The organism is Thermococcus sp. 2319x1 (assembly GCF_001484685.1).
GTDB lineage: Archaea > Methanobacteriota_B > Thermococci > Thermococcales > Thermococcaceae > Thermococcus_A.
Window position 1 is genome coordinate 1,629,692 of record NZ_CP012200.1, and the last position, 19,280, is coordinate 1,648,971.

Annotated in this window: 25 protein-coding genes; 5 read left to right on the forward strand and 20 right to left on the reverse strand. The window is 42.2% G+C overall.

Annotated elements, in window-relative coordinates; translation table 11 throughout:
- Positions 1–3: 3 nt before the first annotated feature.
- From ADU37_RS09075 to ADU37_RS09115, 9 genes are all read right to left on the reverse strand, one after another.
- Positions 4–312: a V-type ATP synthase subunit F gene (locus ADU37_RS09075; protein WP_058947278.1), complete on the reverse strand. Its 309-nt coding sequence runs from the start codon at positions 310–312 to the stop codon at positions 4–6.
- The gene (locus ADU37_RS09080) at positions 309–1,418 is read right to left on the reverse strand and encodes a V-type ATP synthase subunit C (protein WP_058947279.1); all 1,110 of its coding nucleotides are present in this window, start codon (positions 1,416–1,418) and stop codon (positions 309–311) included. The genes ADU37_RS09075 and ADU37_RS09080 overlap by 4 nt, the downstream gene beginning before the upstream one ends.
- Positions 1,419–1,423: 5 nt before the next feature.
- Positions 1,424–2,035 (reverse strand): V-type ATP synthase subunit E, encoded by a 612-nt coding sequence (locus ADU37_RS09085; RefSeq protein ID WP_058947280.1) that lies wholly within the window; start codon positions 2,033–2,035, stop codon positions 1,424–1,426.
- A gap of 34 nt (positions 2,036–2,069) precedes the next feature.
- The gene (locus ADU37_RS09090) at positions 2,070–2,555 is read right to left on the reverse strand and encodes an ATP synthase subunit K (protein WP_058947281.1); all 486 of its coding nucleotides are present in this window, start codon (positions 2,553–2,555) and stop codon (positions 2,070–2,072) included.
- Positions 2,556–2,569: 14 nt separating this feature from the next.
- A complete protein-coding gene (locus tag ADU37_RS09095) occupies positions 2,570–4,555 on the reverse strand; it encodes a V-type ATP synthase subunit I (protein WP_058947282.1) in 1,986 nt (661 codons plus the stop codon).
- 3 nt (positions 4,556–4,558) lie between these two features.
- A complete protein-coding gene (locus ADU37_RS09100; protein WP_058947283.1) occupies positions 4,559–4,870 on the reverse strand; it encodes a V-type ATP synthase subunit H in 312 nt (103 codons plus the stop codon).
- A 169-nt stretch (positions 4,871–5,039) separates the two neighbouring features.
- Complete coding sequence (locus ADU37_RS09105) at positions 5,040–5,735, reverse strand: TrkA family potassium uptake protein (protein WP_058947284.1); 696 nt, start codon at positions 5,733–5,735, stop codon at positions 5,040–5,042.
- A gap of 6 nt (positions 5,736–5,741) precedes the next feature.
- Complete coding sequence (locus ADU37_RS09110) at positions 5,742–7,262, reverse strand: preprotein translocase subunit SecD (RefSeq protein WP_058947285.1); 1,521 nt, start codon at positions 7,260–7,262, stop codon at positions 5,742–5,744.
- Complete coding sequence (locus ADU37_RS09115) at positions 7,259–8,110, reverse strand: protein translocase subunit SecF (RefSeq protein WP_058947286.1); 852 nt, start codon at positions 8,108–8,110, stop codon at positions 7,259–7,261. The genes ADU37_RS09110 and ADU37_RS09115 overlap by 4 nt, the downstream gene beginning before the upstream one ends.
- A gap of 140 nt (positions 8,111–8,250) precedes the next feature.
- Here ADU37_RS09115 and speD point away from each other — a divergent pair, with 140 nt between their 5' ends.
- Positions 8,251–8,667, forward strand: a complete 417-nt coding sequence (gene speD / locus ADU37_RS09120) for an adenosylmethionine decarboxylase (protein ID WP_058947287.1) — start codon at positions 8,251–8,253, stop codon at positions 8,665–8,667.
- Here the strand turns inward: speD and ADU37_RS09125 are convergent, their stop codons facing one another.
- Both ADU37_RS09125 and ADU37_RS09130 read right to left on the reverse strand, forming a co-directional pair.
- Positions 8,668–9,618, reverse strand: coding sequence for a transcriptional regulator (locus tag ADU37_RS09125; protein WP_058947288.1), 951 nt, complete (start codon positions 9,616–9,618; stop codon positions 8,668–8,670).
- A gap of 13 nt (positions 9,619–9,631) precedes the next feature.
- Positions 9,632–10,375, reverse strand: coding sequence for a KaiC domain-containing protein (locus ADU37_RS09130; protein WP_058947289.1), 744 nt, complete (start codon positions 10,373–10,375; stop codon positions 9,632–9,634).
- Positions 10,376–10,625: 250 nt separating this feature from the next.
- On the opposite strand from ADU37_RS09130, the gene ADU37_RS09135 reads away from it, so the two are divergent.
- Positions 10,626–10,967 (forward strand): hypothetical protein, encoded by a 342-nt coding sequence (locus ADU37_RS09135; RefSeq protein WP_058947290.1) that lies wholly within the window; start codon positions 10,626–10,628, stop codon positions 10,965–10,967.
- Positions 10,968–11,127: 160 nt separating this feature from the next.
- Positions 11,128–12,567 carry a hypothetical protein gene (locus tag ADU37_RS09140; protein WP_058947291.1) on the forward strand — a complete coding sequence of 480 codons (1,440 nt, stop codon included), beginning with the start codon at positions 11,128–11,130 and terminating at the stop codon, positions 12,565–12,567.
- Positions 12,568–12,744: 177 nt separating this feature from the next.
- Here the strand turns inward: ADU37_RS09140 and ADU37_RS09145 are convergent, their stop codons facing one another.
- Positions 12,745–13,245 (reverse strand): PUA domain-containing protein, encoded by a 501-nt coding sequence (locus ADU37_RS09145; protein WP_058947292.1) that lies wholly within the window; start codon positions 13,243–13,245, stop codon positions 12,745–12,747.
- Complete coding sequence (locus ADU37_RS09150; RefSeq protein ID WP_058947293.1) at positions 13,235–13,750, reverse strand: YkgJ family cysteine cluster protein; 516 nt, start codon at positions 13,748–13,750, stop codon at positions 13,235–13,237. The genes ADU37_RS09145 and ADU37_RS09150 overlap by 11 nt, the downstream gene beginning before the upstream one ends.
- A gap of 60 nt (positions 13,751–13,810) precedes the next feature.
- On the opposite strand from ADU37_RS09150, the gene ADU37_RS11780 reads away from it, so the two are divergent.
- Positions 13,811–13,942, forward strand: a complete 132-nt coding sequence (locus ADU37_RS11780; RefSeq protein WP_255357512.1) for a hypothetical protein — start codon at positions 13,811–13,813, stop codon at positions 13,940–13,942.
- On the opposite strand, the gene ADU37_RS09155 is transcribed toward ADU37_RS11780, so the two are convergent.
- From ADU37_RS09155 to ADU37_RS09180, 6 genes are all read right to left on the reverse strand, one after another.
- A complete protein-coding gene (locus ADU37_RS09155) occupies positions 13,937–14,185 on the reverse strand; it encodes a hypothetical protein (protein ID WP_238981960.1) in 249 nt (82 codons plus the stop codon). The genes ADU37_RS11780 and ADU37_RS09155 overlap by 6 nt on opposite strands.
- A 126-nt stretch (positions 14,186–14,311) precedes the next feature.
- The gene (locus tag ADU37_RS09160; protein ID WP_058947295.1) at positions 14,312–14,509 is read right to left on the reverse strand and encodes a hypothetical protein; all 198 of its coding nucleotides are present in this window, start codon (positions 14,507–14,509) and stop codon (positions 14,312–14,314) included.
- Between the two features lie 235 nt (positions 14,510–14,744).
- Positions 14,745–15,083 carry a hypothetical protein gene (locus tag ADU37_RS09165; RefSeq protein ID WP_058947296.1) on the reverse strand — a complete coding sequence of 113 codons (339 nt, stop codon included), beginning with the start codon at positions 15,081–15,083 and terminating at the stop codon, positions 14,745–14,747.
- 18 nt (positions 15,084–15,101) lie between these two features.
- Positions 15,102–15,338, reverse strand: coding sequence for a hypothetical protein (locus ADU37_RS11360; RefSeq protein WP_143592355.1), 237 nt, complete (start codon positions 15,336–15,338; stop codon positions 15,102–15,104).
- Between the two features lie 176 nt (positions 15,339–15,514).
- A complete protein-coding gene (locus ADU37_RS09175; RefSeq protein ID WP_058947298.1) occupies positions 15,515–16,213 on the reverse strand; it encodes a hypothetical protein in 699 nt (232 codons plus the stop codon).
- Positions 16,214–16,351: 138 nt separating this feature from the next.
- The gene (locus ADU37_RS09180; protein ID WP_394325720.1) at positions 16,352–18,115 is read right to left on the reverse strand and encodes a tRNA uridine(34) 5-carboxymethylaminomethyl modification radical SAM/GNAT enzyme Elp3; all 1,764 of its coding nucleotides are present in this window, start codon (positions 18,113–18,115) and stop codon (positions 16,352–16,354) included.
- Positions 18,116–18,208: 93 nt separating this feature from the next.
- On the opposite strand from ADU37_RS09180, the gene ADU37_RS09185 reads away from it, so the two are divergent.
- Positions 18,209–18,967, forward strand: coding sequence for a Nif3-like dinuclear metal center hexameric protein (locus ADU37_RS09185; protein ID WP_058947299.1), 759 nt, complete (start codon positions 18,209–18,211; stop codon positions 18,965–18,967).
- On the opposite strand, the gene ADU37_RS09190 is transcribed toward ADU37_RS09185, so the two are convergent.
- Positions 18,962–19,246, reverse strand: coding sequence for a hypothetical protein (locus ADU37_RS09190; RefSeq protein WP_238981961.1), 285 nt, complete (start codon positions 19,244–19,246; stop codon positions 18,962–18,964). The two genes, ADU37_RS09185 and ADU37_RS09190, sit on opposite strands and share 6 nt — an antisense overlap.
- Between the last annotated feature and the right edge of the window lie 34 nt (positions 19,247–19,280).

Here is a 19,280-nt window from a genome sequence, read left to right on the forward strand (position 1 = left end):
CTTTCACCTCTTTATCTCCACACCTATGGCTTTTCTAACGATTTCCCTCAACTGTCCCTCACCATAGAGTGATCCATACTTATCAGGAATTTGAAGGATTATCGGGAAAGTCACATCGGGAATCTCAATCTTTTGAGCCAGCCGTTCTGTTATTAGAATTAAACCAACATCTTCCCTTTCTATGAGTTCTTTTAGCTTATTTTTTGCTCTTTCTAACTCATGCACAGTTTCTCCAAATGAGTACGCTTCGTGAACCCCTGCAAGTCTAAAGCCGAGTGTGGTGTCCTTATCTCCAAGAACCACTATTTTCATGGCAGTTCACCTACTACTTTCTTTGTGATCTCTGGCTTTACACCATCCTCTATCAGCTTTGCTATTGCTTTAAGCTTTCTTATTTCACTTTCTTTTTGGAGAATATAGCTTAAAGGCACTGCAATACTCAATGGATAGAATCTCGTCAGCTCCGCCATTCTTTGAAGTATGTACCTGTCAAATGCCCTCTCAAATGCCGAAATGTCTTCCAGTATCTCTTCTCTGTGCTCCCTTATTATCCCCGAGTACTCTGTAGAGTCTAACTCCGCCAGAACCATCTCGACGTCTTCCATGTTTGCAAGAGCCTCAAGGGTCTTCCTCTTGATCTTGCCTCCGGGTATCAGAGAATTTTTAAGCTTATCTGCCCCCAGGCCATATGCCTTTCCTCTAAGTATCGTGCTTAGGTTTATCTTGTCGATTTTTAAGCTCACAAACTCCTGCAAAATTTTCTTTTCCTCATCCTTTCTTGTGGCTGCATATTTGGAGAGCTTCAGATAGTGGTTTTTGTAAAGTTCTGTTTCAAACTCCTCTGGTGTTATCTCCTTTAGTAAGAGCTTTTGATAAGCCTCCTCGTATTCCGTCCCTTCGAGTATAACGAGTATTTCCTCAAAGCTCTTTGCATCGGCAATGGCCTTAACTTTTTCAACCATTGTGCCAATTTCGTTTATGTAATCCCTGGCAACTTCTCCCCTTAGCTTTGCCTTGACGGCAGAAGAGATGTTCCTAACGTCCCATTCTTCGAGGAGAAGTTTGAAGAACTCTCTTGTCCTTTTGGGAAGGATTTTAAAGAAAAGTCCATATGTGTCCGTCAAAGCTTTGTCAAGGGCTCTATCTATGCTTTCGGAGTTCAAAGCCGGAAGGGAGGTTAGATACGGCTTGTAATCTGTGTCCTCAAGGTTCATGATAAAGTTATTCAGGGTCTTTGATTCCGCCAACTCATTAAACTTCTGCTCTGTGAAAAGCCTCGCCTCCATTGCCCTGATTCTAGCATTTGGGTATGAATACGGGGTGTACTTCCACAAGATTTGTCCGGTTTTGTAGGCTACCCATGTAAATATGACCGCCAGACTTGTGTCAAGAATTGCTGTTACGGTGCTAACTTCCACGTTCCTCACCTAAACAGGGTTTTTGCTATTATGGAGCGGAGATCGCTTTGAAATCTTTCCATTCTTGCCTCAAATGTGTTATCTATTCTTATGCTTCCATCGGCGTTGTATATTACAACCCCCCCGATGGTCTCTATTGGTGTTCCTATGTCTATTTCAACTTCCTTTCCGAGCCTCTCTTTTGCCTCCTTCTTAATGTCCTCCAAGTGCTTTTCCAATAGAGCGAGGGTCTCTTTATTTGAAGCTACTATCACCTTCTCTTCTCCCAGTTCTTCTATCCCCGGAATAATTAACTCTTTGAGGACTTCAAGGTATTCCCCTTCCGGTATTGAAGCCAGCCTCTCCTTTAATGCCTTTAAGACCTCGTTAATCAACTCCTCTTGAAGTGCAAGCTTCTTCCTCCTAACTTCAAGCTTTGCATTGGCGATTATTCTCTGCTTTTCAAGTTCCGCCTGTGCTTGAGCTTTTCTAATTATCCACTCAGCTCTGGCTTTTGCTCTTTTTTCAGCCTCTCTTCTAAGTTCTTCCGCCTTTTTTTCTGCCTCCTCTAGGATGTACTTTATTTTCAGCTCTGCCTCCCTGTTGATCTCTTCGATGATTAGCCTTGCTCCTTCCATTAATGATTCCTCCTTGGAATAATAGGGAGAAGGCTCAGAAGCCAACTCCCGTGATTATGAGTATTAAAGCCCCAACGAGACCGAATATTGCCATTGTCTCGGCCATGGCGGCAAATATAATCGCTTGGGTAAATGTCTTGGGGTTCTTTGAAACCGCTCCAATCCCAGCTGAAGCTATTATACCCTGTGGGATTGCTGAGAGACCGGTTAGTCCAACGGTCAAACCTGCTCCCAAAAGAATGGCTGCTTTAATGAGGTTTTCTGTGGTAGTTTCGGCGAACTTAAATCCTCCTCCAAGTATACCTGACACGAGAGCAATTAGGAACAGAGTTATCAACCCATAGATGCTCTGGGTCATTGGAAGACCCTGTAAAAGCAGGGCATTTCTGAAGTTCTTCTCATCCTCCGCAACTGCTCCAGCCGCTGCAGCTCCAGCAATTCCAACACCAAATGAAGAGGCTGCTCCAGCTATACCTGCCGCAAGTGCGGCACCCAATGCAACGTAAACTACTGGCTCCATTTTCCTTACACCTCCTAAATCTCTAATTCAAGCTCAGATACTTCTCTTTTAGCTTTAAAGGGCTCAAATCTCTTACCTTCACCTGAGTAAAACGTTCCAAAAAATTCAACATAATGCAAACGTAAAGCGTGAACAAAGGCTCCCAGAGCATTTATTGCCGTTGAAAAGATATGTCCTCCTATAAATACCACCAAACCAACCGCTATGCCCAGAGGCACTGGGCCTATTTTAATACCCCATATCATTGCCACGATTATGTTTATCACCATCGCTATTCCAGCCGTTGCCAATGCCAATGCCATTAACCTGGCGTAACTCAGCCAGTTGCCGATGAAGCCGAAGAAGTCTGAGATTGTCATCAATAGCCTCATCAATATTGGCAAGTCACTTCTGATCTCAGAGATTACAAAGAGGACAATGCCCGGCAGTAAAAAGGCCTCTCCCAAGGCAATGCTCACGAATCCTGCCATTGAAAGGGCAAGGAAAATCACTCCCAGAATTATGAGCATCCATGGAAGTGGTCCCAATATTGCATTGGTTGTTTCTTTGTTCTTCATTTTAACTATAAAGCCCAATGTGTAACCAATGAATAGGTGCAACAGACCGATTGCCAGTGCTAATCCCAAAACCACTAAGGCCCCTCTCATTGGGTCCAAGAGCATTGGAACGTTGATTCCAGCTCTCTGTAGGGCATCGCCAAAGTAACTGCCAAAGAGGATTCCCATTACAATGGTGAAAAATGCACTCCAGAGCAGGATATTTGAGAACTTATAAACACCGTCATTGAGCTTTTTGTGTCCCATTGTAAGCAATGCAGCCACTACTGCTATTATCAGTCCGTACATAAAGTCCGTTAACATGAAACCAAAGAAAAACGAGTATGTGAAGGCCAATATAGGAGTGGGATCCAGTTCGTTATATTTTGGAACACCAAACATTTCAGTCAGCATTTCAAAAGGTTCAATGACTTTGGGATTCTTTAGCTTTACAGGTATTTCATCGAGTTCCTCCGGTGTTGGTGATCTTACATTTACATAGATTTTGCCTTGGGATATCTTGTTAAGCCCCTCAACAATTCTTGGGACGTCTTTTTTTGGCAACCAGCCGGTAAGGGCAAAGGTCATGTTAGTTCTCACCAAATTGCTCAGCATGTTCGCTTTTTCCCTTTCGTTCTCCATGAGTTCTTGATAGAAAACCAACTCATCGTGATATTTTTCAGCAAGGGTTTTTGCTTCTTTTTCTGCTGCTTCCAGTTCCTTATTGAGCCTCGCTATTTCTTTTTGGAGCTCTTTTATAGCATCTCTTGGTTTGCCTTTTACTTCAGGCACTTCAATCCTTTCAAAGGAATACTTTGCAAGAATTGGATTGGCTTTATCGTAATCTTTTTTCAAAAGGGCAACTACAACAAGAACTTTCCCCTTCAAATCCCTTGAAACATACGCTAATCTATCGTTGAGGGCCTTTTTTACCTCTTCAATCAGGGGCAAAAACTTGTCTCTTTCAACAAAACCCACAACTATTTCCACACCTTTTGTAGGTTTGAGGTATTCCACTTCAATGTCCAATGTTGAAAGTAGTTCCAGTATCTCTATTTCAGTTTTTAATCTTTCTATTTCGGTATTCAAAGAGGATATCTTGCCCTCAACGCTTTTTATTTCCGGCTCAGCATTTTCAAGAAAGCTTTCGATTTCTTTTATCAGGTGCTCAATTCCCCGGTATTTGTACTTTTTCTTTGGTCTCAATTCCGGAAAAATGAATCCTTTAATGCCACCCGTTTCCTGTTCCCTATAAGATTTCAAGAAATCTATAAGACGAGAAAGACTGATGCTGTAAGATGCGGCCTTTCTATAGAACTCATTCGGGGCATCTTTCTGGGCAAGATTAACATCAATTTCTCGAATCTCTAAAACTCCCTGCTCGTGGAGGTAAGTCAAGATGGAATCTTTATATCTGTTTAGGCTCAACACCTCTATTTTAACCATCTCTTCCGGTTTGAACATCTCTCATCTACCTCTAATGAGCTTTATTGCCTCTTCAATTGCCTGCTCAAAGTTTTGCGTGGCCTTAATCCTTATATCCTCCAGTTCTTTTTCACCCTCTTCAAAAATCTTCTTTGCTTCCTGTTCTCCTTCTGATCTTTTTGCTTCTATAAGGGAGTTCGCCTTTTCTTGGGCTTCTTTTAGAATTTCCTCCTCAATTTTTTTAGCCTCTTCCTTTGCACGGTTTATTATTATCTTTGCATCTTCTTTTGCCTTTTCAATTCTTTCTTCGGCTTCTTTCTCGGCGTCCACAATTTCTTTAATGATCATTTCCATGAGAAGCCCTCCGATGAATTTAGTGAAAGTAACCGGTACAAAAGTAGTGTTAAGTAAACGCTTTAAATAATTTATGCTCAAAGGTGCACAAAGGGGGACAGAAAAGATGAAAATTTTTGCATAAATGATAAAACAATAAAAGAGATTCAAGGACTAATTTAGATATAATTCAACTTTGCTCTCCGCTGCTTTTCTTCTGTTCAAAGATTTTTTTGATTTCGTTTAGAACTGAATTTTTGGCAAAAACAACCACTTCACCCTTTTTAGGAAGTTTCGTATCCCCTGACGGGATTGTTAAGTTCCCCTTTTCGTCGTATATGGCCACTATGAGAGAGTCTTTCGGCAGGTTGAGGTCTTTTACTGACTTTTCTGAGATTTCACTCTCATCATCCAGACGGAACTTAACGATTTCTGCCCCTTCTCTGGGGAACAAAACCCTATCAAAGCCTGGGGTTGTTAAACTCCTAAATATGTAGTTGGCTGCTATTTCCTCCGGGCTTATAACTACATCAAAGTATTTTTTCAAATCTTCGACTCTCTCAAATACCTCCTTATTTTTCGGTTTGCTTATCCTGAGAACTGTCTTTATCTCGGGATTCAGATGCTTTGCGAGAATGCACGCCAATATGTTCGCATCATCCCTTCCAGTTAATGCCGCAAAAGCATCTGCCTGCTTCACGTTGGCCTCTTCTAAGGTCTTATGGTCTGTAGCATCCCCTTCGATTACAAGACCGTTAATAAGGAAAGAGAGCTCTTTGGCTCTCTCTTTGTCTATGTCAATTATTGTAACGTCATGCCCCTCATTCTCCAGCATCTTGGCCACAAGGTATCCAACCCTTCCGGCACCCATTATTACAATAAACATCCACTTTCACCTCTCCTCGCTGAGGAGCACTTTTGCGATTTCAGCATACGCTGGCCTTGTTATCAATATTCCAATGAGCACTCCAAGTATTGTGGTGAAGGCAAAGCCCCTAAGTCCACCTACAAAGAACTTGAAGAGAAAGCTCATTGCGACTATTGTGGTGGTTGCTGATGCCCAGATAACGAAGAACGCCCTTCCCATTCTTTTCAGTACTCCACTCCTCTTTGTGATTTTTTCTCTCTTTCTTCCACCCAAGAGCTCGTCTGTTATGACTATTTGCTGGTCAACTCCAGTACCTATGGCTGCTATTATACCCGCTATACTTGGCAAATCGAGGTTCCATCTTATCAATGCTGCAACTCCCAAAATCGCAATGACCTCACTCAAACTTGTAAGCACTACTGGAATAGCTATCTTCGCCTTTCTGTAGTGGAGATAGACTATTAGTCCAACCACCAGCAAAGCCACTATTCCAGCTTGTACTACTTGCTTTCTAAACTGCTCTCCCAAGGTAGGAGGGATGTAGTTGACTCCCTCTACAAAAACCTTCACCGGAAGTGATCCACTCCTCAACACCACTGAAACGACCTGAGCCTGTCTCATTGCCGCAATGTCTTCTTTAGACCCCCCAATTGAAATTGCCAATTCGGTGTGTGGTTCTCCGGTGGTGAGCCCTTCTTGAAGTCTATACGGCCCATAAAGACCCAACATCCTCCTTATAAATTCGTCTGCAGCCTCTCCAGCCCTTGGTTCTCTCTTTTCAACTTTTATTCCCAAGTTATTCAAGGTTGATTCTAGCCCTTCATTAACGCCAACAAGGATGACCTTCTCTTTCCCTTGGGCAAGCTTGGCTATTTCCTCGGCACTCTGATTTTTGTATGGGACTACGTCAATATTAAAGGCTTCCTTAAGTCTCTGCGGTAAAGGCTTTGCATCAGGCACAAACTGAAATTCATTTGAGTTCATTAGTGTGTATATCTCTTGTGAGACTATCAAAGTTGAATTTACCGGCGGGTCGAGAAAGATATCCACGGGATAACCTACTTTTCCCAGTGCTAACTGTGCAAACTTTTCCGCGGCTTCTTTAGATATTGAAAATGGAACAATCCAAGCTCCCTCTCTAGGCTCGTAGCTTACCTGATCCACCCTCTTTATGTCAGCGCCAGTTGCAAATATGACGCCATTGAATTCAGCGTAGAAAACACCCTGACGGTTTATGGTGTCTATAATGCTGTTTGCCTCCTCTTCCGTGACATTGGCAACTCTTACTTTTATTATTTGATCTCCCCATGGCTCTAACGTGATATCTTTAACTCCAAGGGTGTTCAATCTATTCTCAAGGGAAATCCTAACCTCCTCCATAGTTGACTTATCAACAGGTTTTTCAAGCTGTACAGTTATTTCAACGCCTCCACTTATGTCCAAACCATAGGTAATCCCCTGGGCGATTATTGTTAAAATAGACCCCACAACAACAAGTATAAGCAAAAGCACTCTGCCGTTCAAGAGGAGCTTCTTTAGATTCATCTTCTCTCACCCCTTTGTATGTACCATCTTAGCACTCCAGCATTGAGTATCCATGTGTTCATGAAATCAGCCAGCAATCCAAAAATCAGTACAACGGCTATCGCATCTATGACTTCTGCTTGGGAGATTACCCACAATGAAGCTAAAGCTCCCAACGTGGTTGTGCTCATAGTAAAGCCCGTAGAGACAGCTGAAAAATAAGCCTCCTCTACGGTGTCTTCCTTTCTTCTCAGAAGCTTGGTGGTGAGGAGTATGTTGCTGTCAACGGAATAACCTATAAGCATTAACAGAGCAGCGATTGTGGCTTGAGTTAGTTCCAAACCAAAGATGCTCATCAAGGCGAGTGCTATTACCATGTCTGAAAGAGCCGAGAATATTACGGTCAACGAAGGTACCAAAACCCTAAAGAACAAAAACACAACAACGGCCATCCCCAGAAAGGCTAGAGAAACTGCTTTCAAACTTTGTTCTTGAGCCGTTTTTGATAAACTGGGCCCAAATTGGGTCTGTGAAATTGCTGCACCGGGATATTTTGACTTTATGAGTTCGATTATTCTTTGTACGTTAACACCGGTGGACGCCCTTACTTCCACTCTTGTGTCCCCAGTAATGCTCTTAATTTCCCTAACCGTCACATCAAAGTTTTCCGCCTTCAATAAGCTCTCAACGTCCTTTGCATTTGCATTTCCTCCATGAATGCTTATAACCACTCCTCCCTTAAGATCTGTCCCGAGGGTTGGAAAATGGATCACCAATATTAAAAGTGCCACGAGAAAAACAATCAATGGATAAGTTATCATTTTTTTAGGGTCTGCAGTTGCAAGTTTTTTGAGGATATTTTCGAGCATTGTGTTCACCTCTATGGATTTTTAATGTACTGCATTAGTCTTTTTAGATACTCCACCGTAGCATTTAAAAATCTATTCAATGGCCATTATAAAGAACAAGTTTTAAAACCTGAGGTGGATAACTAAAGTAGGTGATGCTCGTGGACACCATTGGATATCACTACGTGGTTGAAGCCTCAGGATGCGATCCAGAGGTTCTAAAAGACCCAAACAAGATAAGAGAGATTTTCTTAGAGGCAGCAAAAGTAGGAAACATGGAAGTTAAGGCGAGCTACTTTTTTAGGTTCTCACCGACTGGAGTTAGCGGAGTTGTTATTGTTGCCGAGAGCCATATTTCCGTTCACACATGGCCGGAGGAAGGATACGCGGCACTGGATGTCTACACATGTGGCGAGAAGGCAGATCCAGAGAAGGCTGTTGATTACATTCTTGAGAAGTTCAAAGCTCAGTACGCTCACGTCTCAGAAGTCAAAAGGGGCATCAAAGAGGAAGAGGGCACATTCACCCACATGATTCTAACATGGGAAGAAAAATTAGACAGAAGGAGCGAGAGATAATCACTCCAGGAGTTTTTCGAGCTCTATCTTTATTTTCTCTATCTTATCTCTGAGGTTCTCAAACCTGATCTTGTACGTCTCAAGCTCCTCAATTCTCTGTTTGAGCTCATTGTTCTCTTTTAAAAGCTCATTGGCTTTTCTTTCAAGTTCCTCTTTTTCTTTTCTCCACTCATCGGCAAGTCCTTTGAATTCTTCAACTTTCTTCTCAAGCTCCAGCTTTTCACGGGTTACCTCATCAACCAGCCTCTCTAATCTGCTGATTTCTTCCTCCTTTGCTTTGAGCTTCTCTTCAAGTTCTTTGATTCTGGTTTCTTCGATAGCTTTGCTCTGCAGCTCCATGATTTTTACTTTAGCCTCTGCGAGCTCTTTTTCAAGCTCTTTCTTTTCCTTCCTGACTTTTTCGAGTTCCGCTTTTGCTGTTTCAAGTTCTTTCTTGAGTTTCTCTATCTCCTCTCTTGCCTTTTCCAGGCTTTCAAGGTCTACAGTTTGCTTCATCTTTTCAAGTTCTTCTCTGACCTTTTCGTATTCAATCCTGAGCTTTTCATACTCTTGCATAAGCCTTTCATACTCCTCCTTAGCAATAACCTCCTTTAAGCCACCCTTTTCAATCATTTCAATAGTTTTGATTAGCTCGTCGAGCTTTCCTTGCTTTATCAGCTCGTAGGTTTCTCTAACAAGTTGTCCCGCTTTGCTTTCTCCCTTGAGGTGTTTTCTTATTGTCTGCTCGGTTCTACCAAGTTCCCTCGCAATCTCGCTTGTTGTCATTCCCGCTTTCTCTCTCGCAATTGCTCCAGCTGCAACTGCCAAGCTGTCGACCCAAGTTAATCTCTCCGCTGGATCCTTGATTAGCTCAATAACCTCCGGCCTAAAGAGCGTTGCAAAGAGAAGAATGCTCTCCAATTGGTGAATCTCCTGCCTTCCAACGGGGTTAAGGGGGATCTCAACTGTCATCGCTATCACCCCCTCAAATCTCCACGATTCCACCTCTCTTCAGAACCTTGTCCGCATAAACTGTTATTCCCTTGTCGGTTATCTCAAATGGATGCCTCCTCATTGAATGACTAGTTCCTCTCATCTTCCACACTATGAGGGAGCGTTTAAGCTCGCCATCGATTTCATCAAGATCGAGCCTTACAATACCATCAACACCGTGCTCTACTCCAGGCCCTCCAAATCCCCTTTCCCCAACGCTAATCTGGCTCACAAATATACTTGTACATCCGGTACCAGCTAAGACCCTCTTGAGCTGAAGGATTATGCTTCTAGCCATGGCGGGCTTGTTTATGTAGAGCGTTGTGACAGAATCAACAACGACCCTCTTGGCGTTGATGTCTTTTATAGCCTGCCTTAACACATCGACGAACTCCCTAATATCGGTTAAATCATGGACTATATACTTCTCATATTCCTTAGATTTCCCGATTCCAGCTGTGAAGGCGTCTACCATGGCAAACATTCCTTGCTCTTCATACGGCTTGACGTCCCATCCAAACTGAGCCATATTTTGCCTCACTTGGACTGGATGCTCCTCAAGAGCTACGTAAATCCCGGGTTCATCCATTTGCAGACCATTCCATAAGAACTGCTGGCTGAATATTGTCTTTCCTGTTCCCGGGCCTCCGCTGAGCAAAACTACGTTTCTCTCCGGAATTCCTCCATGAAGTATCTCATCCATCCCCGGAATACCTGTTTTTACTCTCTTAATCACTTTCTCACCCCCGTAATGGATCTTTATCTGATTTAAGCGGGTTAGAAAGAATAGTGATTTTAGTTACCAATTGGAATTATATGTTGAAGATATTTAAAGTTTACGTTAAAAACTAGCATACTGTCTGTTAGGATAACTACGGTCCTTCTTTTTCTGAAGTAGTGTCAGAAACTTAAACCTGATGTCCCACTGCTTATCCTAACAGTATCATTTTTAGTACTATCATATAACTACTTATTGAGGTGATATTGTGGCCACATATGGATTGTGGTACTTTAAAGCTCAAGATGGGAATTATGAAACATTTTCCTCCGCAGGAACACCATCTCAGCTGAAAGACAGAGGATTTACCTATGCAATAGCTCTGCATTCTGCTGCAAAAGATGAAAATGGAAACTTATTATATGGGAATATTCCGTTTAGTGGATATTCCTACAACGATGGATACCAAGATGGAGCATCTCTTGGAAGATGGATAGATTCGATACTGAAAGGAATCGATTATCTTGTTGTGGTTCCAGTTCTCATTGACAAGAGTAAAACCAGAGGAGTTAGAGGAATTGGGTATGGAGTATTCCTAACGGATATATAGAAATGGAAGTGGATGGGACTATCAACTCATATCCAGACTTAATAAATAAAGCATGTGACTATGTTACAGCACAAAAGAATTCGGTGGTTGGAGATATTTGGCCACAGAGAGCATATTACTACAATGCTAATATAAACAATGTTGATGAGGTGAGGAATCAATGTCCCGAGTGGTAAAAGGCACTGTCTTTGTTTCTATTCTTTTCCTTCTGCTTATCGACTCTATTCCAGTATTGACTGGTTATACTGACAATTTGAAAATCATAAACGCCTATTCTATTGGAGACAAGGTAGCATTCGTGGTTCTCAACACAACATCGAATAAACTTTATGCTCTAACTTACAACGGTCACTCCTTTGAAGTGGAGCCACTTAATTTCACTACATCATATTTAGTGAGACACTGGAACGGCAAGTACTGGCTCCTCCAAAAAGGAAGGCGGGGAACTGTTAGTCTTTACACATACCAGGATGGTGTCCTTAAGCTTATTAGAACTTTTAATGGAGGTAGCTTATGCACGGATAATGACTTAGAGATTAAGTGGAATGGCAGAGAGTATCTTCTAACTTTTATAGAAGCGGGTCCCCATAATGATCCCAACACTGGAGAATGCACTTTCAAGTTTAAAGACTACATCCTGAAAGATGAAAACCTAGTACCCCTTAATGTCACTGGGCGGGAAGTCTGGATCCCTGCGCTTAACGCTTGGCTCATTGGGGAATCTTTAGTTGACGAGAATGGAAAAGTGCTCGGAGAGTACAACTTCAGTAAAACCGGTATATATTCGGTGGGGTTAGCTGTTGATGACGGTAAAACTTTTCTCGTGGTATCTTCAGATGGAGGATGGGTTCGAGTATTCACTATCAGGAACTCTTCACTGGTTTTAATCTACAATCGGAGACTAGAAAAAAGAGAGTTGGGAGAAGGGCCATATCCTCCAAAGGTGTGGATTGGAAAGCCGATGCTTCTTGGTAGAGATTCACATAACGATTTGAGATTCATTGTATGGCTGTTTAACGGCACCGATTTCATTAAGATACATGCATTTGAAGACTATGCGATGCTTTATCCGCTAACTACCTCGAATAGGAGTTACATTCTTTCAAGAATTCCCATCAACATGGGAACCTACATCTTGCTCAATCTATTTGAACTCAGGGGTTTTTCACTTGTTCAAGTTAGTTCCCTAAAAGTCAGAAACAACTACCTTAGAGTGATCAACATGAAGGAATCGAAAGGGTTTTCAGCACCAAAAGTTGAGCCTGGAAGCATGCTTGTAGCTTCTGGGGAAAATTCAGTTTTTCTGTTTAACTCTAGCCATATATTTGACCTTACCTCAAGAGATAGCATTGAGCTTCCGAATGCCCTTAAAAACCATGGATACAGGGTAGCGCTTTGTTGTGGGGGATGGATTGTATTTGATGAGAACAAGATATATTTCTTTAAAAATGACAAATTTAGCGACATAACCCCAGAAATGATTTCAGTATTGTCTGAGAGACCAAAGAGCAACAATTCTTTAATCATGGATATTTTGGGTAGTCTTGTGGCTGTGGTTATAGTAGTTTTCTTGCTGGTTTTCCTAAGAAAAAGCAAATAATAGGCGGCCGACCAAACCTAAAATGAACCCTAACAAAATTATACCAGAAAGCAAACAGAAAAACAAACTAATGGTTTCAGCCTGCATCTTCCCCCTTTCTTTTTCTGAAGTGTTGCTGGCAACTTAAACCTAACGCCCCCTCCGCTTATCCTAACAGTATCAAAAACTACAAAAACACTACTTGTGCCGCCTTATGAATTCCCCAATGTCTGCAATGTTTTTAATGAACTTCTTTTCGCTCTCTGGATTTATAATGCCGAGTCCAAGGATTAAACCTTCTTCATTTAGGATAACAAGCTTTTTGCTCCCCTGCCAGTTGTATTCCTTAACCCCTTTTTTCGGCACGTCTTTGCCGGTTGTGAAAAGAAACGCAGTTTTTGGCTTTAGAACCGCATAGTTCTTCTTAATATCCACAAAATAGAAGAACTCAATATTTGGGCAAAATTTCTCAACAAGGTTTTTGTCAACCTTTATTGTGCCCACAAACGTTCCAAATGCGTAGGGCTTTACCTTTAGGTTTTCTATTTCTCTCCAAACTTCCTCGTTTACCGCATAGACATCCCTAAACTTTCCCTCGACTATCCCAAAGAACTCGTGTTTTAACTCCCCGAACTTTTCAGCTTCCTTCATTATCAAATCAAACTCCCAAGAGGAAGCCCTTCTGTACCTAAGTTCCATTGTTTTCACCGTTCAAAAGAATGCCTAAGCCATCCAAATCAGTTTTTTCAAATTCTTTCTGGAACTTTATTCCGAGTTCTGCTATTTTCTCCTTCGTTATGACCTCTTTCCCTTCCCCAATCCCCGGACAGCTCTCGTCGTAGTAGAGCCAGAGCTTTTCTCCATTGTACTCAAAAGGTTCTTCACCTTCAATGCCAAGCGGCTTGTGGGAGACCATGAAGGGATAGATCTGACAAATTAAGGGATTGTAATTGTGAATTTTACACTTTCCAGTTTCTGGATCGTGGAAAACACACCCAAGATCCCATTCTCTATAGGCCAAGACAAAGCGTATTTTTCCCCCTTCACCAGTTAGAAGGATAAATTCCTGTGGATCATGCCCCCTTCTCATTATGTTCTTTATGTCATGCAAGGTTAAGTAGATAAACCTCCCTCTACAGCAGTCGAGGCAGAATTTGCACTCAAACTTCACATCGCTCTTCAATGGTTTTGGCTTGAATCTCACTTTTTAATCCCTCATAAAAAGCTCTTCCCGAAACTTTTAAATCTCTCGGAAAACAGATGTATGAAAGCGCTTTCTATCGTGGTGGTAATCTTGGCAGTTCTCATGGCTATGTATACCCCTTCTCAGGTAAAACTCAAGGAATTCCAGTTCTCGGAAGTCCCAAATGTTAAACGCCTTTTTGAAAAGTTATGAAATTCTCCAGATCATTTCAATGTACATACCAATTAGGCCAAGTTCAAATGCCACTAAAAATAACGTTGATACATTGAGGCCTTTGATGCTTTCAACTGCAAAATAAGCCAAGAGAATGCTCAAAAGAATTCCAGCCGTGCTTACAGGCGGGTTTTTCTTTAAAATCGCAGGCAATAACATCAAAACTAGCATAAAGTACAATATTACGAAGGGATACTTAGCATATCCAGTTACTAATGCCACTCCACCCAAAAGAACTCCAAAATGGAAGCAAAAATTATGGAAATATCAGACTTTCTCAATACGATCTCCCTCCTCATTCACTTCACTCACTAATGACTCCAATTGTGGGTTTCCCATTTATTGTCCTTATTTGAGGACTTTCACTATGGTGCTGTTTTTCAAGGCTCTCCAAACAACACTTACTGCTCCAGCTGTGAGTGCTACAATTCCGTAGTATCTAAGCAGGAGCTTGTTCCATTCCACATAAATTGATAACAAAATTAGGGATATGCCGACCAAAAGAATAAAGTATGAGAGGTAATTTAAAAACTTCTCCTTCTCCATCTCACCACCACCTTAAGGTCCAGGAATTAAGATTCTTTGTCCACATTTCTGTTCCCATTCCTCACAACATGCCTATGGGAAAATTCCAGCAGCAAGAAGACAGGCTAAACAACTGGCTACATTTCCACTAAGACACGTACCACATGCCCATACATCTCCTCTAGCACACGCTCCATAGCATCCCTCTAACCCCAAGCCTTTGGTGAAAGCCCACGTTGAATACATTTTCATCACCTCAACCATTAGTTTTAGATGGCCGATTTACAAAAACAAAATATATTATTAGCGATATAGGTATCCAAAAAGCTATACTCATTGCAAAAACTAGCAAATCTTTATCGGTCAGTGTCCCTGCAAGATATTTTATCATTGCCATTAAAAGGTACCAGATAACTATAGCAAATGGAGCAAGTGACTTGAATTTAACTGCAAAAGCATAGGAAATAACTCCCACTACGATAAACAAGAAAATTTCCGAAAATGGTTCATTCCTCAGGAAAATTAGAGTTAAGGTAACATACAAAAAGAGCGGAATAAATGCTAACCCTCTCTCCTCTACACCCGTTTTCTTCATCTTAGACCTCCTCCGTTTCTAATTCTGATTACCTGCTTTATGGCGATAGTAATCGACGACGGTTTCATATATTGCGACGACTCCTAATAATACCACCCACAGGGCCCCCAATATGACATCTTGCAAATCAAGTCCGTACAAAAAGTCTATTGTCCCAAGAGTAGCAATGTAACTTATGATGCCTGCAATTAACATCCTTACTGAATTATGAAAGCTTGTTTTTCTCTCCAGAATCACGTAAATGATGATAAACATGCCCAACAGTACTGCAGAAAGTGGTGCGAAAAATTTCAAGAAGCTCACGAATTCTGCAACACTTCTTCCGTCAATCATAAACATTACGAAAAGACATGCAGTAATAAGGAAAAAGAAAAACAACATTCTGAGGATCAAAGTCTTTGACGTTATGTTAGCAGACATTCAAATCCCTCCTATGGAGCTACTGATTGACATATTGAACCTTCCTCTAGGCAATCCCTACAAATATCGTAGTAACACCATGGACACAATCCAAGAGAACACGAAAGGCAAGCAACCGGTCCAAGGAGACAAGCTGGACCACAAAGATCACAACACCAAAATACACAATCTGGATCTGGTGAGCTCTGTTCACAGCAAATTTCATAGCATGCTTCGAGAATACCACAGTCTGCATCACTGGAGCATTCGTGAGGACAGGAGCTGAGAATAGTCACTTGTCCGTTGGTACTTAATGCTTGAGTTTTTACAAGAGTTTCATTTACGCCAAACAGGTAGCTTCTTGTCTTGATTCCTTGTACTGGTTTTGAGAATTCATAATAACCTATTACGTGCTTGCCGTCTTTTAATGGGATTCCCATGGCAAGCATTTCAATCCTCTCGCCGTTATAATCTACAATGTGCCTTACTATTCTGACGCTCTTATAGTCAACTTCCCAAGGCTTTGCCAAACTCCTAAGGTCCTTGCTAACGAGGATTTTGTTAAAAACACGCACTGAAGACCAGTTCTCCGGAGCTTTTTCCACAGGCTTGACTTCTCTAAATGGATTCACACAACCTTTAACTTCTGGGGGTTTGGGCTGGCTTACTGCGTAAGCTGCGTACGCTCCAACCAACAACAAAACCACAAGCAAGCTTAACTTCTTCCTCATTCGCCCCCCCCAAGTATGAGGAAATTTTCACAAATAATTAAGCACTCAAAGTATATAAAATTTACCATTGGAAAAAATCAAAAGACAAAAGAAAAAACAGCAAACAACAAAACAAAGTAAAAATACACAACGTTTAGCTCAGGTGTTCAAATGCGCATCAAACTCTTTGCTTTCCACAAAGTTTGCATAGCTCTTCTCAAGCCTCTTGCTCACATATGGGCCGTCCTTTCTGTAGCCGAACTTTCTGTAGTACTCTCTAACGCCAACGCCGCTTATGATGAGCATCTTCTTTACGTCGAACTCTTCTCTCGCTACCCTCTCCGCCTCAGCTAAGAGCTCCCTTCCGTAACCCCTGTGCTGCCACTCGTACTTTGGCTTCCCACCTATTGGAACCAAAGGTCCGTAAACGTGGAGTTCCCTCACTATAGCGGAAGGACAGCAGTTTATCTCTTTTCTATGAGCTTTTTCACTTGGGATTCTAAGCCTGATGAAGCCGATTAAAATATCGTTCTTCACGTCCTCAAAGCTCAGGAATATCTCTTCTCCTTCGCTTGCCTTATAATCCTCTCTCAGCAACTTAATGTGCTCAACCTCTGGTTGAACCCCAAATTTCTGAATCTGATGTCCAACTTCCCTAAAGCGAATCTCCCTCGGCCTTATGCCCCTCTTTATGAGCTCATTGAACACCAGCTGGCCGAGATTGGAATGCTTCACACCAGCTTCAACAAGCTGAACTGGAATATCTCTCTGAATCCTCATGACTCTAACCCATTTTGGAAGGAGTTTGTACACTTCAACAAGCAGCTCGACGGCTTCTTCGGTTGTGTAAGGCCTGTATTTCCCTTCCTTATACCATCTGTAGAGGAGCGTATCCCTCGTGACTAGGGTTGGGTAAATTTTGAGCATATCGGGCCTGAAGCGTTCATCTTCAAAGATTATCTTGAAGGCCTTTAAGTCTCTCTCAAAGTTGCTTCCCGGTAAGCCCGGCATCATGTGGTAGTTTATCTTAAGACCGGCATCTTTGAGAAGCTGAGTGGCTTTTACGGTGTCTTCAACTGTGTGCCCCCTCTTTACTCTCTCATAGATGAAGTTGAAGACCGTTTGAACTCCAAGCTCCACTCTTGTTGTGCCGAGCTTAAGCATTCTATCGATTTGTCTTTCCATAGCCCAATCCGGCCTTGTTTCAATGGTTAATCCCACCATTCTGACCTTTGCCTTCTCGTTCTTTCTCTGCTCTTCCTCAAGGTAATAGTAGCGCTTTGAGTGAGTTCTCTCCCATGCTTTTTTGAAGAGAGGGTCTTCGTCAATTTCACCAAAAAGAACTGCCTTTCTAATTTTCTCTTCAAGGTTCTCGATATCCTTAAAGTAGGGAAAATCGTTCATGGCTTTGAATGCCTCTTTTATGAACCACTCTTGATAGTCCAAATCAACAGCAGGAAAAGTTCCGCCCTGTATAATGACCTCAACTTTATCTATGTCATGACCGATATCATAGAGCTGCTTCAAGCGGTTCATCATTATGAGGTAGGGATGATAAGCATTCTGAAGAGCTCTCAAAGCAGAAGGCTCTTTTCCGGTGTAGCTTTGAGGGGAGCCCTCACTTGGGCCCCCGGGGCAGTAAATGCACCTTCCATGGGGGCATGGAAACGGCTTCGTCATCATCGCCACAACGGCCACTCCACTTATGGTTCTTGTTGGCTTCTTCTTGAGAAAGTCCTTGAACCTCTCCCTCTCTTCTTTCTTCATTACCCTAAGAATGTCGGAATTGGTAGGAATTCTTGAGAGATGGTACTTAGCGGCGATTTTAACCTTAAACCTATTGAGCTCTCTCCTATCCTTAATCTCGCCTGAAATTACCGCCCTTGCAATTTCCTCGCAGGCTTTTCTATATTTTTCTTCCATTCCCATCACGTTCATTAAGATAGTACGGGCATTTAAAAGTCTTCACCTGAAAATGTTTTAAGCATCGAAGAGTAATGACTTCGGTGAACAAAAATGGTGGAAAGGGAGAAAGTTGTCGCGTTCCTTGATGAGTATTTAAGCATAAATTCTTTTCCCGATAAATCCCGAAATGGACTGCAGGTTGAGGGAAAAGAGGAGGTAGAAAAGATTGCCTTTGCAGTTGATGCCTGCATGGATACCTTTGTTAAAGCCAGAGCTCTGGGAGCGGATATGCTGATAGTACATCATGGCCTAATATGGGGAGGGATAGAGTACGTAAGGGGGCTTGTGCAGAAAAGGCTTAAGTTTCTTCTTGAAAATGAGATGAACCTCTACGCCGCCCATTTGCCCTTAGATGTTCACCTTGAAGTAGGAAACAATGCACAGCTTTTGAAGCTCTTAGGTCTGGAGCCAGAGGAGCCCTTTGGAGAGTACAACGGAATAAGCATTGGATACATTTCGGAATTTGAGGAACCAAAGCCTCTGCCTCTAGTTGCCCAGATACTCGTGGAAAAGCTGAAGACCGAGTATGTAAAAGCCTATGAATTTGGAGTAGATGAAATAAAAAGCGTTGCCGTGGTTAGCGGCAGGGGAGGGTTTGCTATACCGGAGGCAATAGAGAGAGGTGTTGACCTCTTCATAACCGGAGAATTTTTGCACGATGACTATCACGCAGCCAAAGAAGGGAGACTAACCGTTATAGCGGCAGGACATTATGCCACAGAAACCCTCGGCGTTAAAGCCTTAATGCCCATCCTAAGAGAGAAATTTGGGGTCAAGACTGCCTACATTGACAATCCCACAGGTTTATAATAAGGTCAAAAATTCTTTTGCCATATCTCCAATGTTTTCCGGGGAAACAACCTCAACTTCCACTCCGAGCTCTTTGAGATACCCCTTTACCCAGCTGTTCTTTAGGGGTTTACTCTTGAAGGGATAAACCACCCAGAGGTGCTTAAAGCCGGCACGATGGGCCTTTATTGCATTGTAGAGAATCCTCTGCTTTATCCATTTGTAGGAGTTCTCAAACTCAATTGCCAGAATTTTCTCTTCTCCTCTCAAAATTGCAAGGTCTATTCTTGCGTTATCCACTGTGGAAAACTCTTTAACGGCTTTAAAACCCATT